Source organism: Phenylobacterium sp., assembly GCF_044236515.1.
In the GTDB taxonomy this organism is placed as follows: domain Bacteria; phylum Pseudomonadota; class Alphaproteobacteria; order Caulobacterales; family Caulobacteraceae; genus Phenylobacterium.
In genome coordinates, this window is sequence record NZ_JBIIGK010000079.1 from 1 (window position 1) to 13,867 (window position 13,867).

A 13,867-nucleotide genomic window follows, 5' to 3' on the forward strand; every position below is an offset into this window, starting at 1 on the left:
GAGCGGGAGCGGCCGAGCCTGACCTTGCTGGCGCTGTTCCTGATCGGGGCGGCGCTGATGCGGGCGGCGGGGTGCGCCTACAACGACATCGTCGACCGGGATTTCGACGCCAAGGTCTCGCGGACCGCCGGGCGGCCGATCCCGTCGGGGCAGATCAGCGTCAAGCAGGCCTGGGCGTTCGTGATCGGCTGCTGCCTGGTCTCGCTGTTGATCCTGCTGACCTTCCCGCTGCCGGCCATCGCGCTCGGCGCCGCCTCGCTGGCGCTGGTGGCGGCCTATCCGTTCATGAAGCGGATCACCTGGTGGCCGCAGGCGTGGCTGGGCCTGACGTTCAACTGGGGGGCGCTGCTGGGCTATGCGGCGCACGCCGGCGAGATCGGCGTCCCGGCCGTGCTGCTTTATGCGGCCGGCGTGTTCTGGACCCTCGGCTACGACACGCTCTACGCGATTCAGGACCTGGAGGACGACGCCCTGGCGGGGGTGAAGTCGTCGGCCCGGCGGCTGGGGGCGAAGGCGCCACGCGCGGTGCTGGCCTTCTATCTGATCTCGCTGACGCTGGCGCTGGCGGCCGGCTGGGCGGCGCACCTCGGTTGGGGGTTCTATGCGCTGGCGGCGCTCTATGGCGTGCGGCTGGTGCAGCAGGCGCTGCAGGCGCGGGTCGACGAGCCGGCGCTGGCGCTGCGGCTGTTCAAGTCGAACGCCCGGGCCGGGCTGATCCTGTTCGCGGCGATCGTCGCCGGCGGCTTCAGCGCCCTATGATCGAGGATCGGAAGGCCTTCATCCTCGCCAACACCCGCACGCAGGCTCCGCCGCACACGCCGGAGCTGAGCCTGCACCTGGCCGACGAGGTGACGCCGATCTGGCGGATGACCGAGGAGGCCCTGGCGGAAATCGGCCTGCCGCCGCCGTTCTGGGCGTTCGCCTGGGCCGGCGGTCAGGCGCTGGCGCGCTATGTGCTCGACCATCCGGAGATCGTCGCCGGACGGCGGGTGGTGGACTTCGCGAGCGGCTCGGGGATCGTCGCCATCGCCGCGGCCAAGGCGGGCGCGAGCCGGGTGCTGGGCGCCGACATCGACCCGTTCTGCGGGGCGGCGGTGGCGCTGAACGCCGAGGCGAACGGCGTTGCGGTCGAGTTCACCGGCGAGAACCTGCTGGAGGCGCCGGCGGCGGACTGGGCCGAGGTCATCCTGGCCGGCGACATCTGCTACGAGAAGCCGATGGCCGAGGCGGTCATGGCCTGGCTGCACGCCGCCCATGGGCGGGGCGCCACCGTGCTGGTCGGCGATCCGGGCCGGACCTACTTTCCAAAGAGCGGCCTGACGAAGCTCGCCGAGTACCAGGTGCCGACGACGCGCGAGTTGGAGGACTTCGAGGTCAAGCGGACGAGCGTGTGGGCGATGGACCCGCCTCCGCGCGGCGGCTAAACCGCGGCCATGGCTTATCGATCGCTGCGTGAGTTCCTGGAGCGGCTGGAGGCGGCGGGGGAACTGGTTCGGGTGACTGAGCCGGTGTCGTCGGTGCTGGAGATGACCGAGATCCAGCGGCGGCTGCTGGCGACCGGCGGGCCGGCGGTGCTGTTCGAGAACGTGATCCGGGCGGACGGGGAGCGATCGGCGATGCCGGCGCTGGTCAACCTGTTCGGGACGGTGAAGCGCGTCGCGATGGGCGTGACCCTGGAGGGTCGCGAGCGGGCGACGGCGGCGGACCTGCGCGAGGTCGGGGAACTGCTGGCCTTCCTGCGGGCGCCCGAGCCCCCGCGGGGGCTGAAGGACGCCTTCGACATGCTGCCGCTGGCCAAGACGGTGATGGCCATGCGCCCGAACGTCGTGAAGAGCGCGCCGGTGCAGCAGGTGGTCATGAAGGGCGACGCCGTCGACCTGAGCCAACTGCCGATCCAGACCTGCTGGCCCGGCGAGCCGGCGCCGCTGGTCACCTGGCCGCTGGTGGTGACCAAGGGTCCGTCGGACGCGCGCGAGGACGACTACAACCTCGGCATCTACCGGATGCAGGTGCTGGGCAAGAACCGGCTGATCATGCGCTGGCTGGCGCACCGCGGCGGGGCGCAGCACCACCGCCGCTGGAAGGCGGCCGGCAAGCCCGACGCCCTGCCGGCCTGCGCGGTGATCGGCGCCGATCCGGGGACGATCCTGGCGGCGGTGACGCCGGTGCCGGACACCCTTTCGGAATACCAGTTCGCCGGGCTGATGCGCGGCCGCAAGCTGGACCTGGTTCCCGCCAAGACCCAGCCGCTGCTGGTGCCGGCCCAGGCCGAGATCGTGCTGGAGGGCGTCGTGCGGCTGGACGAGTACGCCGACGAGGGGCCGTACGGCGACCACACCGGCTATTACAACTCGGTCGAGCCGTTCCCGGTGTTCGAGGTGACGGCGGTCACCATGCGGCGCGACCCGATCTATCTGACCACCTTCACCGGCCGGCCGCCGGACGAGCCCAGCGTGCTGGGCGAGGCGCTGAACGAGGTCTTCATCCCGCTGCTGCGCCAGCAGTTCCCGGAGATCGTCGACTTCTGGCTGCCGCCCGAAGGCTGCAGCTATCGCATCGCCGTGGTGTCGATGAAGAAGGCCTACCCCGGCCACGCCAAGCGCGTGATGATGGGCGTCTGGAGCTACCTTCGCCAGTTCATGTACACCAAGTGGGTGATCGTTGTGGACGACGACATCAACGCCCGCGACTGGAAGGACGTGATGTGGGCGGTGTCGACCCGGATGGACCCGGCGCGGGACATCACGCTGGTCGAAAACACCCCCATCGACTACCTCGATTTCGCCTCGCCGGAGAGCGGGCTGGGCTCGAAGATCGGCCTCGACGCCACCGACAAGCTGCCGCCGGAAACCCACCGCGAGTGGGGCCGCAAGCTTTTCATGGATCCGGACGTCGTGGCGACAGTCACCGAAAAATGGGCCAAGCTCGGCCTTCCGGGCGACGGCAAGCCCGTCGGCTGAGGGGAACGCCATGGACCTGACCGCGCCGGCCCAAGCGGCCGCCCTGTGGACCGGCCTACACCTGCTGCTGCTGCTGGTGCTGTCGGTGCTGGTGTTCCGGCAGCGGCGCGAGCACCAGACGCCGATCGGCGAGGGCGAAGCGCCGGCGCTGGGCCAGGCGGTGCGGGCGTTCCGCGGCGCGGCCCTCTACGCCCCGGCCGGACTGATCGGCCTGACGGTCCTGGCGTTGGCCGGGGCCGCGCCGGCGGTGATCCACGTCATGGGCGTCACCCTGTTCGCCGGCCGGGTGGTCGAGGCGGTGGCCCTGTCGCGCGGCTCCGAGGCGTCGGTGCTACGCTCGACGGGCGTGGTGCTGACCTGGCTGTCGTGGTTGGCCGTCGCGGTGGCGCTGATCTTCTACGCCGTTCCCTAGCTCGCCTTGCCGGGGCGGGCCTGCTCGGCCATATCCGACGCATGGACGAGAACCTGCTGAAAGATGTGGTCGACGCAGCGCTGAAGGCCGGCGCCGACGCGGCCGAGGCCATCGGCGCCGAGCGCCAGGCGCTGTCGGTGACGGTGCGGCTGGGCGACCTGGAAGAGGTCGAGCGCGAGGAATCCCGCGATCTGGGGCTGCGGGTCTTCGTCGGTCAGCGGCAGGCGGTGGTGTCCGGATCGGATGTCAGCGCCGCGGCCCGGGCGCGGCTGGTGGAGCGGGCGGTTGCGATGGCGCGGCTGGCGCCCGAGGACCCCTACGCCGGTCTCGCCGACCCCGAACGGCTGGCGCGCGGCGTCCTGCCCGATCTCGACCTCTATGATCCGGAAGAGCCCGGCGCCGACGCCCTGGAGGCCGACGCGCGGGCGGCCGAGGCGGCGGCGCGCGAGGTGGCCGGCGTGACCAATTCGGACGGCGCCTCGGCCTCGTGGTCGGCGTCGCGGTGGCGGATGGTGACCAGCGCCGGGTTCTCCGGCGAGCACCGGGCCTCGGGCTTCGGCCTGACCGCCTCGGCGATCGCCGGCGACGAAGGCGGGATGGAGAGCGGCTATGACGGCCGCTCGGCGCGCTGGCGGCGCGACCTGCCGGAGGCCACGCGGATCGGGACGGACGCCGGGCGGCGGGCCGCCCAGCGGCTTGGCGCGCGCAAGATCGCCTCGACCACCGCGCCGGTGATCTTCGAAAACCGGCTGGCGGCGTCGCTGTTCGGGCCGCTGATCGGCGCCATCTCCGGACCCTCGATCGCCCGCGGGACGTCGTTCCTGAAGGACAAGCTGGGCCAGCGGGTGTTCGCCGAGGGGGTGACGATCACCGACGACCCGCACCGCATCCGCGGCCTCGGCTCGGCGCCGTTCGACGATGAAGGCGTGGTCAACGAGCGGCGGGCGCTGATCGAGGACGGCGTGCTGACCACTTGGCTGCTGAACACCAGCTCCGCGCGCCAACTCGGCCTGACGACCACCGGCCACGCCTCGCGCGGACTGGCGGGGCCGCCGGGGGTGTCGCCGAGCAACCTGACCATGAGCACCGGCGACCGCGACCAGGCGGGGCTGATGGCCGACGCGGGCAAGGGCCTGCTGATCACCAACATGTTCGGGCCGTCGCTGAACGGAAACACCGGCGACTGGTCGGTGGGCTGTTCGGGGTTCTGGTTCGAGGACGGGGAGATCGCCTATCCGGTGACCGAGATCACCGTGGCCGGCAACCTGATCGACATCTATGCGCGGGTGGTTCCCGGCTCGGATCTGGAGATCCGCGGCTCGTCGAACGCGCCGTCGCTGCTGGTCGACAGCCTGGCGATCGCGGGGCTTTAGCCCTTCCTCTTCCGTTTGACGCGACAGGAAGGCCAAGTCGGCATTGATCCGGCCCGCCGTCCGGCTTACCCCAACGTCAGCCCACTCGAACCGAAGGTCCGACATGCCCGACAAGCAGCTCCTGCACCTCGTCATCGGCGGCGAAATGGTCTCGCTCGACGGGCCGCCGGAATTCCGCGACCTGACGAAGGTCGATCTGGTCGGCGCCTATCCGACCTATGAGGCGGCGGCGCGGGCCTGGCGGGCGAAGGCCCAGGAGACGGTCGACAACGCGCTGATGCGTTATTTCGTGATCCACGCCCACCGGCTGCTGGACCCGGACACCGACGACCACCACCACTAGGCGGCTATTCGCGGCGAAGGATCTTCTCGGTCAGCAGGCCGCCCCACATGCCGGCGCGGAACTTCGCCTTCATGCCCGGCGGGTCGTACATCGGGCTCTGCACCCAGTCGAGGAAGCTGAGGCCGGCGGGCTCGCCCTCCTCCAGGTAGCGCTCGAAGGTGTAGTCGAGGACGCCGGTCTTGCCCTGGCGGACATGCAGGTAGCGCAGGTGCAGCTGGTCCATCGCCTCGCGGATGGTCTTGCCCTTGCGGAAGTGCATGTAGAGCACGCTCATGATGCCGGCCCGGTCGGCGCCCGACTTGCAATGCATCAGGGCCGGATAGGCGATGGTCTCGAAGAGCTGTTTGGCGCCGAGCACGCGGGCGACGCTGGGCACCTCCCGCGAGGTGATGGTGAAGTCGACCATCGTCAGGCCGAGCCGCTCGCAGGCGTCCTTTTCCAGGGCGTGGAAGCTGGCGTCGAATCCGCCGCGCAGGTTGATGACGGTCTTGACGCCCCGCGCCTTCCAGGCGGCGAGCTGGTGCGGCCACGGCTGGTTGGTGCGGACGAGCTCGTCGGAGATCCAGTGGGCGTTGGAGAAGCCCAGGCGCAGGTAGGCGTGGTCCTTCCACAGGTAGTCGGCGTAGGCGCGCAGGCGGCCGCCGGCCGTCGTCAGGTCGAAGAGGTTCTGCACGTCGCCGTTCATGCCGCTTTCCTAGGCGGTTCGCGTGCGGTTCGGAAGGCTGCGCCTTGACTTCGGCATCGCATCGGACGACGCCAAGCCCATGAGCGAGCGCGACCCGCCCGAGCTTTCCGCCCGCGCCGTGGTCGGCCGCGTGGCGCGGGTCTATATGGCGCCGCGCTGGAAGGGCTGGCTGACCGCCCTGGTCGCCGCCATCTGCGTCGCCGTGCTGTCGGCCGAGCTGATCCGGGTGCTCGAGCCGGCGGTCAACGACCTGATGGTCAACCACAAGCCGGGGCAGCTGATCGTCCTGCCGGTCACCATCGCCCTGCTGGCCATCGGTCGGGCGGTGGCGCAGGTGATCCAGGCCTCGCTGGTCAATCGGATCGGCAACGGGGTGGTCGGCGACGTGCAGCTGCAGCTGTTCGGCAAGCTGGTGCGGGCCGACCTGGCGCGGCTGCGCAGCCAGCATTCGGGCTCGCACGTCGCCTCGGTGCTCTACGACGCCGGCCTGATCCGCGAGGCCGCGACGGCGGGGGTGATCAACTACACCCAACATCTGTTGACCGTGCTCGGCGCGATTACGGTGATGGTGTCCAACGACACGGCGCTGTCGCTGGTGCTGATCGCCGCCCTGCCGCTGTCGGGCTGGATCATGCGCAGGTTCTCCAAACGGACGACCAAGGCGGCGCGCGGGGCGATGGCCGAGACCTCGGCCCTGTCGACCGCGATCATGGAGAGCCTGGACGGCGTCAGGGTCGTCAAGATCGAGAACCGCGAGGCCTATGAAGAAGCGCGGGTCGGCGACGTGGTGCGGCGGCGGCAGAAGCATCTGGTGAAGGGCGCCAACGCCCGGGCCCGGGCGGCGCCGGCGACCGAGCTGGTGATGACCCTGATCACCGCCGCGGTGATCGCCTATGCCGGCTATCGCTCGCAGTACGGCGGCATGACCGTGGGGGCGTTCGTCGCCTTCATCGCCGCCCTGGGGCTGGCCTCGCAGTCGCTGCGGCAGCTGGCCAACCTGCAGACGGTGATGGCCGAGGGCATGCAGGCCGCCCGGCGGCTGTTCGCGGCGCTCGATGTCGAGCCGGAGGTTCGCGATCGCCCCGGCTCGGCGCCGCTGGCGCGGGCCGACGGCGACATCCGCTTCGAGAACGTCGGCTTCTCCTATGGCGGCGAAGGGCCCCCAGCGCTGGAGGGCGTCGACCTTGCCGCGCGGCGTGGCGAGATCGTCGCCCTGGTCGGACCGTCGGGGGGCGGCAAGAGCACCATCCTGAACCTGATCCCCCGCTTCTATGACGCGACGTCGGGACGGGTGACGATCGACGGGCGCGACGTGCGCGAGGTGACGCTGGCGTCGTTGCGCGACCAGGTGGCGCTGGTGACGCAGGAGCCGTTCCTGTTCGACGACACCATCCGCGCCAACATCGCCTATGCCCGGCCGCAGGCCAGCGACGCCGAGATCGAGCAGGCGGCGCGGGCCGCCGCGGCGCACGACTTCATCGCCGGACTGCCCGACGGCTATGCGACGACGGTCGGCGAGGCCGGGGCGCGGCTGTCGGGCGGCCAGCGGCAGCGGATCGCCATCGCCCGGGCGTTCCTGAAGGATGCGCCGGTCCTGCTGCTGGACGAGGCGACCAGCGCCCTCGACACCGAGAGCGAGGCTCAGGTGCAGACGGCGCTGCGGCGGCTGATGGCCGGCCGCACGACCCTGCTGATCGCCCACCGGCTGTCGACGGTGCGCAGCGCCGACCGCATCTACGTCATCGACCGCGGCCGGATCGTCGAGACCGGCGACCACGCGGCGCTGATGAAGCGCAAGGGGCTCTATGCGCGGCTGGCCCGCAGCCAGGACCTCGAGGCGGCGCCCGATCCTGCGGAGCTCGGCGCTTGAAGAAGCTGCTGCGCAGCGACGGGGCCCAGGCGGCGCTGGGCTGGGTGCTCGGGACCTATCTGAAGATCGTCCTGAAGACCGTGCGCTGGCGGCACGAGAACCTCGCCTGCGTGGAGCCGGTGCTGGCGGGGGACAGCGGGGCGATCGCCCTGTTCTGGCACGGCCGCATCCCGCTTTGCCTGGCGACCGCGCCGCAGTGGGGGCGCAAGCGCACCCGGGCGTTCGTCTCGCCGTCGGCGGATGGGGAGTTCATCGCCAAGGCGCTGGCGATGTCGGGGTTTCCGGCGATCCGCGTCTCCTCGGCGAAAAAGGGCGACTCGGCGAAGGCGCGGCAGGCGGTGGCGGCGCTGCGCGAAGCGGTGAGCTGGGTGTCCGGCGGCGGGGCGCTGGTGGTGACGCCGGACGGTCCGCGCGGGCCGAACGAGGTCATCGCGCCCGGCGCCCTGCAGATCGCCCGGCGGTCCGGGCAGCCGGTCTATCTGATGGGCATGGCGGCGAGCCCGGCGTGGCAGGTCGAGAGCACCTGGGACAAGGTGATGTTCGCCGCTCCGTTCGGCCGCGGCGCCGTGGTTTGGGAGGGGCCGCTCAGCGTTCCGCCCGACGCCGACGAGGCGGCCGTTCAGGCGCTGATCGCCGACTGGTCGGCGCGGCTGTCGGCGGCGACGCGGCGGGCCGAGGCGCTGGTCGGGCGCGGCGATTGATCCGCCCGGCGGCCGGTGAGACATAGGGCCATGGGCCACGGCCACCACCATCACCACGGGCACGACCACGGCCACGGGCATGCTCACGGGCATCACCACCCGGCGCCGAAGGACATGGGCCGGGCGTTCGCCATCGGGGTGACGCTGAACGCCGTCTTCGTGGCGGCGGAGGCGGCGGCGGGGATCTGGGCCGGATCGATGGCCCTGCTGGCCGACGCCGGCCACAACCTGTCGGACGTCCTGTCGCTGCTGCTCGCCTGGGGCGCGGTGGTGCTGGCCCGGCGCGCGCCGGCGGGGCGGCGGACCTATGGGCTGCGCAAGGCGACGATCCTCGCCTCGCTGGCCAACGCCGTGCTGTTGCTGGTGGCGGTGGGCGCCATCGTGGCGGAGTCGATCCATCGGCTGCAGGAGCCGGCCGGCATCGAGACCGGCGTGGTGATGGCGACGGCGGCGCTGGGCGTGGCGATCAACACCGCGACCGCCCTGCTCTTCCTGCGCGGCAGCCACTCGGACCTGAACGTGCGCGGCGCCTTCCTGCACATGGCGGCGGACGCGGCCGTGTCGCTCGCGGTGGTGATCGGGGCCTTCGTGGTCGCGGCCACCGGCCTCGCCTGGATCGACCCGGCGCTGGGCCTGCTGATCGCGGCGGTAATCCTGTTCGGGACCTGGGGCCTGCTGCGTGACTCGGTGGATCTGGCGCTGGACGCCGCGCCCCGCGGCATGGACGTCGCCGAAGTGCGGGCCTGGCTGGCGGCCCAGCCGGGCGTCACCGAGGTCCATGACCTGCACATCTGGGCGATGAGCACCACCGAGACGGCGCTGACCGCCCACCTGACGCGGCCGCAGAACGACGGCGCCGACGAATTCCTGCACGCCGCCTGCGAGGGGCTGCAGGCGCGGTTCGGCATCGGCCATGCGACCCTGCAGGTCGAGCGCGGCTCGGCCCACCGCTGCCGCCTGTCGCCGGCCGAGGCGGTGTGAGGAAGCCCCTGGCGCTGGCCGTCTATGCGGGGCTCGCGCGCCTGCTCGAGCCGGCGGCCGGCGCGGCGCTGCGGCGGCGGGCGGCGCGGGGCAAGGAGGAGGCCGGCCGGCTGGCGGAGCGCCTGGGCCGGGCGGGCGTCGCCCGGCCGGACGGGACCCTGATCTGGCTGCACGGCGTCAGCGTCGGCGAGAGCGTGTCGCTGCTGCCGCTGGTCGCGGCGCTGGCCGACCGGCGGCCGGACGCGAGCCTGCTGGTGACCAGCGGGACAACCACCGCGGCGGCGGTGCTGGCCCGGCGGTTGCCGCCGGGCGTGATCCATCAGTACGCGCCGATCGACACGCCCGGCGCGGCGAAACGGTTCCTGGACCATTGGCGACCGGCGGCGGGGCTGTTCGTGGAGAGCGAGCTGTGGCCGAACCTGATCCTGGCGGCGAAGGCGCGCGGCGTCCGGCTGGCCCTGATCTCGGCGCGGATGACGGAGAGGAGCGCCGCCGGCTGGGCCCGGGCGGCCGGGGCGGCGCGAGCGGTGTTGGGCGCGTTCGACCTGATCCTGCCGCAGGACGCGGCGACGGAGCACCGGCTGCGGCGGCTCGGCGGAGCGACCGGACCGCGTCTGAGCCTCAAGCGGGTCGGCGCGCCGCTCGCGGCGGACCCGGGCGAGCTGGCGCGGCTGCGGGCCGCCGGCGGCGCCCGGCCGGTGGTGCTGGCCGCGAGCACCCATCCGGGCGAGGAAGCGCTGATCGCCGCCGCCGTGCAGGCAAGCGGCAAGGATCCGCTGCTGGTCGTCGCGCCGCGGCATCCGGAGCGCGGGCCCGAGGTTGCGGCCGTGCTGGCGCAGATGGGCTTTGTCGTCGCCCGACGGGCGGAGGGCGAGGCGCTGACGCCACAGGTCACCGCCTATGTCGCCGACACGCTGGGCGAGCTTGGCCTGTTCTTCCGGCTGAGCGACGTGACGGTGATGGGGGGCGGCTTCGCCGACGGGGTCGGCGGGCACAATCCGCTGGAGCCGGCGCGGCTGGGCTGTGCGATCGTCACCGGCCCGGCCGTGTTCAACGCCGCGGAGCTCTATGACGAGCTGTTCGCCGAGGGCGCGGCGATCCGCGCGGCGGACAGCGCGGCGCTGGCGCGGCACATCGCCGGACTGATCGAACACCCGACCATCGCGGCGCGGTGCGGCGAGGCCGCCCTCGCCTACGCCGAGCGGCAGGGCCGGGCGCTGGACGAAGCCATTCCGTTGATCGAGGCGCTGGTCGCATGAAGCTTTCGACGCCGCGCTGGTGGTACGACCGCGACCCCGACGCGCACCGGCTGGCGCGGACGCTGCTGACCCCGCTGGGCTGGGCCTGGCAGGGGGCGACGGCGCGGCGGCTGGCCAAGGGTCGACCGGTCGAGGTCGGAGTTCCGGTGGTCTGCGTCGGCAATCTCACCGTCGGAGGTACGGGCAAGACGCCGGTCGTGCAGGCGGTGGCGGAGGCGCTGGCGGCCCGCGGCCGGGCGGTCCACCTGCTGTCGCGGGGTCACGGCGGGTCGCTGGCCGGACCGGTGCGGGTCGATCCGGCGGCCCACTCGGCGGGCGAGGTCGGCGACGAGCCGCTGATGCTGGCGGCGGAGCATCCGACCTGGATCGCGCGGGACCGCGCGGCCGGGGCGCGGGCCGCGGTCGCCGCCGGGGCGCAGGTGATCGTCATGGACGACGGCCACCAGAACCCGGCGCTGAAAAAGACCCTGTCGCTGGTGGTGGTCGACGGCGAGACCCGGGACGAGGAATGGCCGTTCGGCGACGGGCGGGTGTTTCCGGCCGGTCCGATGCGCGAGCCGCTGGCGGTGGGCCTCGCCCGGGCCGACGCGGCGGTGGTGCTGTTGCCCGCCGACCTGCCGACCGTCGAGCCGGACCTGCGGCGCGCCCTGGCGGCGCGGCCGGTGCTGTCGGCGCATCTTGCGCCCGTGCAGGCGCCGCCGGCCGGGCGGCAGCTGGGGTTCGCCGGCGTCGGCAAGCCGTGGAAGGTGGAACGGGCGCTGCGGGCGGCGGGCTGCGACCTCGTCGGCTTCGAGGCGTTCGCCGACCATGCGCCGTACGAGGCGGCGACGCTGGCGCGGCTGGCCGCGGAGGCGGCGCGGCTGGGCGCGGGCCTGATCACCACCGAGAAGGACTGGGCGCGGCTGCCGGCGGAGTGGCGAGGGCGGGTCGCGGCCTGGCCGGTGCGGGCGGCGTTCGACGACGCGGGCGCGCTGGCGGGGTTGTTAGAGGCGGTGGGGCTTTAAGGCCCCTCCCCCGCCCGCGGGGGAGGAGCGGGTCGACGCTCTTCGCTCCTCTCCCGTGCAACGGGGGAGGTGGCTCGGCGAAGCCGAGACGGAGGGGGCGCTTAGAGCGCCCGCCAGCCGATGTCGGTGCGGTGGAAGCCTTCCGGCCAGTCGATGGCGGCGACGGCCTGGTAGGCGCGGTCCTTGGCCTGGCGCAGATCCGGGCCGAGGGCGCAGACGTTGAGGGCGCGGCCGGAGCCGGCGCGCAGGGTTCCGTCCTCGCCCCGGCTGGCGCCGGCGTGGAAGACGACGACGTCCGGGCCGTGGTCGGCGTCCGCGCCGCGGATGACGCTGCCGCCCGGGGCCTTGCCCGGATAGCCCTTGGCGGCCAGCACCACGCAGATGGCGGCCGCGTCGCGCCAGACCGGCGGCGGCATCTGGCCCAGGGTCCCGTTCGCGCAGGCCACCAGATAGGGGACGAGGTCGCTCTCCAGCCGCAGCATCAGCACCTGGCATTCCGGGTCGCCAAAGCGGGCGTTGAACTCGACCAGCTTGGGGCCTTCGGCGGTGGCCATCAGCTCGACGAACAGCACGCCGCGGTAGGGGGCGCCTTCACTGGCGATGCCGCGGACGGCGGGCTCGACGAGGCGGGTGCGGACCTGCTCGACCAGTTCGGGGGTGAAGACCGGGGCCGGCGAATAGGCGCCCATGCCGCCCGTGTTCGGCCCCCGCTCGCCGTCGAAGGCGCGCTTGTGGTCCTGGGCCCAGCCGAAGACCATCGAGGTCTCGCCGTCGGAGAGCGCGAAGAGCGAGCCGATCTCGCCCTCGAGATATTCCTCAAGCACGATGCGCGAGCCCGCCTCGCCGAAGCCGCCGCCGAAGGCGTCGTCGATGGCCGCCTCGGCCGCAGCGCGATCCTGGGCGATGACCACGCCCTTGCCGGCCGCAAGGCCGTCGGCCTTGACCACATAGGGCGGCTGGAAGATCGCCAGAGCGGCGATGGCCTCGGCGGCGTTCTCGCAGGTCTTGTACCGCGCCGTCGGCAGGCGGTGGCGGTCGGCGAAGGCCTTGGTGAAGGCCTTGGAGGACTCCAGCTGGCCGGCGGCGGCGGTGGGGCCGAAGCAGGGGATGCCGGCGTCGTTCAGGGCGTCAGCGAGACCGGCGGCGACCGACATTTCCGGACCGATGACCACGAGGTCGGCGGCGATCTCCCGCGCCAGGCCGAGAAGGCCGGCGAGGTCGGTGGCGGCGACGGCGCGGGTTTCGCAGAGCGCGGCCATGCCGGGGTTGCCGGGCGTGGCGACAAGGCGCGTCAGCAGCGGCGACTGCTTGATCTTCCAGGCCAGAGCGTGTTCGCGCCCGCCCGAGCCGACGAGGAGGATGTTCATAAGCCGGCGCTTTCGCCCGCGCGGGGCGGGGGGTCAAGTGCAAGCGCCTTCTCTCCCCTTGAACGGGAGGAAGTGGGCTTAGCCTTCCAGGTCGAGGGCGTAGCCGGCGGAGCGGACGGTGCGGATGGGATCGCCCCCGTCCTCGGCGTTGAGGGCCTTGCGCAGGCGGCCGATGTGGACGTCGACCGTCCGAGCCTCGACGTAGACGTCCGAGCCCCAGACGGCGTCGAGCAGCTGTTCGCGCGAGAACACCCGGCCAGGGTGCTGCATGAAGTGATCGAGGAGGCGGAACTCGGTCGGGCCGAGGTGGATCTCCTTGCCCGAGCGTTTCACGCGGTGCGCCACGCGGTCCATGATGATGTCGCCGCAACGGACGCGGTCCTCGGCCAGGCCCGGACGCAGGCGGCGCAGCACGGCGCGGATGCGGGCGGCGAGCTCGGTCATCGAGAATGGCTTGACCACATAGTCGTCGGCGCCGGTGTCGAGGCCGCGGATGCGGTCGGTCTCTTCGCCGCGGGCCGTCAGCATGATGATCGGCACGTTGCGCGCCTCGGGCCGCTGGCGGATGCGGCGGCAGACCTCGATGCCAGAGACCTTGGGCAACATCCAGTCGAGGACGATCAGGTCAGGCAGGCGCTCGTCGACGAGCAGCAGGGCCTCCTCGCCATCGCCGGCGACGGCGACGTCGTAGCCCTCCTTCTCCAGGTTGTACTGCAGGAGGGTGGCGAGGCTGTCCTCGTCCTCGACCACCAGGATGTGCGGTTGCATCGGCGGCTTCCCTCAGTTCAGGCCTGGAAGGCGTCGGTCTTGGGGCGGTTCGCCATCTCCTCGCCGGTGACCTCGTAGCAGACCATCTCGGCGATGTTGGTGGCGTGGTCGCCGATGCGCTCGAGGTTCTTGGCCACGAACAGC

At 72.4% G+C, this 13,867-nt stretch carries 15 protein-coding genes; 11 read left to right on the forward strand and 4 right to left on the reverse strand.

Annotated features, from left to right (window positions below):
* The 6 genes from ubiA to ACILRF_RS09610 all read left to right on the forward strand — a co-directional run.
* On the forward strand, window positions 1-759 hold a 759-nt coding region (gene ubiA / locus ACILRF_RS09585; RefSeq protein ID WP_395672269.1), incomplete at its 5' end, for a 4-hydroxybenzoate octaprenyltransferase.
* Window positions 756-1,424 (forward strand): class I SAM-dependent methyltransferase, encoded by a 669-nt coding sequence (locus tag ACILRF_RS09590; protein WP_395672271.1) that lies wholly within the window; start codon window positions 756-758, stop codon window positions 1,422-1,424. The genes ubiA and ACILRF_RS09590, both read left to right, overlap by 4 nt.
* Window positions 1,425-1,433: 9 nt before the next feature.
* Complete coding sequence (locus ACILRF_RS09595; RefSeq protein WP_395672273.1) at window positions 1,434-2,960, forward strand: UbiD family decarboxylase; 1,527 nt, start codon at window positions 1,434-1,436, stop codon at window positions 2,958-2,960.
* A gap of 10 nt (window positions 2,961-2,970) precedes the next feature.
* Complete coding sequence (locus tag ACILRF_RS09600; RefSeq protein WP_395672275.1) at window positions 2,971-3,372, forward strand: MAPEG family protein; 402 nt, start codon at window positions 2,971-2,973, stop codon at window positions 3,370-3,372.
* Between the two features lie 41 nt (window positions 3,373-3,413).
* On the forward strand, window positions 3,414-4,745 hold the full coding sequence (locus tag ACILRF_RS09605) for a TldD/PmbA family protein (protein ID WP_395672277.1): 1,332 nt from the start codon (window positions 3,414-3,416) through the stop codon (window positions 4,743-4,745).
* Between the two features lie 103 nt (window positions 4,746-4,848).
* Complete coding sequence (locus ACILRF_RS09610) at window positions 4,849-5,088, forward strand: DUF4170 domain-containing protein (protein ID WP_395672279.1); 240 nt, start codon at window positions 4,849-4,851, stop codon at window positions 5,086-5,088.
* A gap of 4 nt (window positions 5,089-5,092) precedes the next feature.
* Here ACILRF_RS09610 and ACILRF_RS09615 read toward each other — a convergent pair whose 3' ends face one another.
* Window positions 5,093-5,773 carry a fused DSP-PTPase phosphatase/NAD kinase-like protein gene (locus tag ACILRF_RS09615; RefSeq protein ID WP_395672281.1) on the reverse strand — a complete coding sequence of 227 codons (681 nt, stop codon included), beginning with the start codon at window positions 5,771-5,773 and terminating at the stop codon, window positions 5,093-5,095.
* A 79-nt stretch (window positions 5,774-5,852) separates the two neighbouring features.
* Here ACILRF_RS09615 and ACILRF_RS09620 point away from each other — a divergent pair, with 79 nt between their 5' ends.
* From ACILRF_RS09620 to lpxK, 5 genes are read left to right on the forward strand one after another with little or no spacing between them, the layout of a single operon-like run.
* A complete protein-coding gene (locus ACILRF_RS09620) occupies window positions 5,853-7,643 on the forward strand; it encodes an ABC transporter ATP-binding protein (RefSeq protein WP_395672295.1) in 1,791 nt (596 codons plus the stop codon).
* The gene (locus tag ACILRF_RS09625) at window positions 7,640-8,344 is read left to right on the forward strand and encodes a lysophospholipid acyltransferase family protein (protein WP_395672283.1); all 705 of its coding nucleotides are present in this window, start codon (window positions 7,640-7,642) and stop codon (window positions 8,342-8,344) included. The genes ACILRF_RS09620 and ACILRF_RS09625 overlap by 4 nt, the downstream gene beginning before the upstream one ends.
* Window positions 8,345-8,374: 30 nt before the next feature.
* On the forward strand, window positions 8,375-9,325 hold the full coding sequence (locus ACILRF_RS09630; protein ID WP_395672285.1) for a cation diffusion facilitator family transporter: 951 nt from the start codon (window positions 8,375-8,377) through the stop codon (window positions 9,323-9,325).
* Window positions 9,322-10,584 carry a 3-deoxy-D-manno-octulosonic acid transferase gene (locus ACILRF_RS09635; protein ID WP_395672287.1) on the forward strand — a complete coding sequence of 421 codons (1,263 nt, stop codon included), beginning with the start codon at window positions 9,322-9,324 and terminating at the stop codon, window positions 10,582-10,584. Before ACILRF_RS09630 ends, ACILRF_RS09635 begins: the two co-directional genes overlap by 4 nt.
* On the forward strand, window positions 10,581-11,588 hold the full coding sequence (gene lpxK / locus ACILRF_RS09640) for a tetraacyldisaccharide 4'-kinase (protein WP_395672289.1): 1,008 nt from the start codon (window positions 10,581-10,583) through the stop codon (window positions 11,586-11,588). The genes ACILRF_RS09635 and lpxK overlap by 4 nt, the downstream gene beginning before the upstream one ends.
* 101 nt (window positions 11,589-11,689) lie before the next feature.
* On the opposite strand, the gene purD is transcribed toward lpxK, so the two are convergent.
* The 3 genes from purD to ACILRF_RS09655 form a co-directional block, all read right to left on the reverse strand.
* Window positions 11,690-12,955, reverse strand: coding sequence for a phosphoribosylamine--glycine ligase (gene purD, locus ACILRF_RS09645; protein ID WP_395672291.1), 1,266 nt, complete (start codon window positions 12,953-12,955; stop codon window positions 11,690-11,692).
* Between the two features lie 78 nt (window positions 12,956-13,033).
* Window positions 13,034-13,723, reverse strand: coding sequence for a phosphate regulon transcriptional regulator PhoB (gene phoB / locus ACILRF_RS09650; RefSeq protein ID WP_395672293.1), 690 nt, complete (start codon window positions 13,721-13,723; stop codon window positions 13,034-13,036).
* Between the two features lie 17 nt (window positions 13,724-13,740).
* Window positions 13,741-13,867: PhoU domain-containing protein (locus ACILRF_RS09655; protein WP_395672297.1), on the reverse strand; the 127-nt coding region annotated here is incomplete at its 5' end.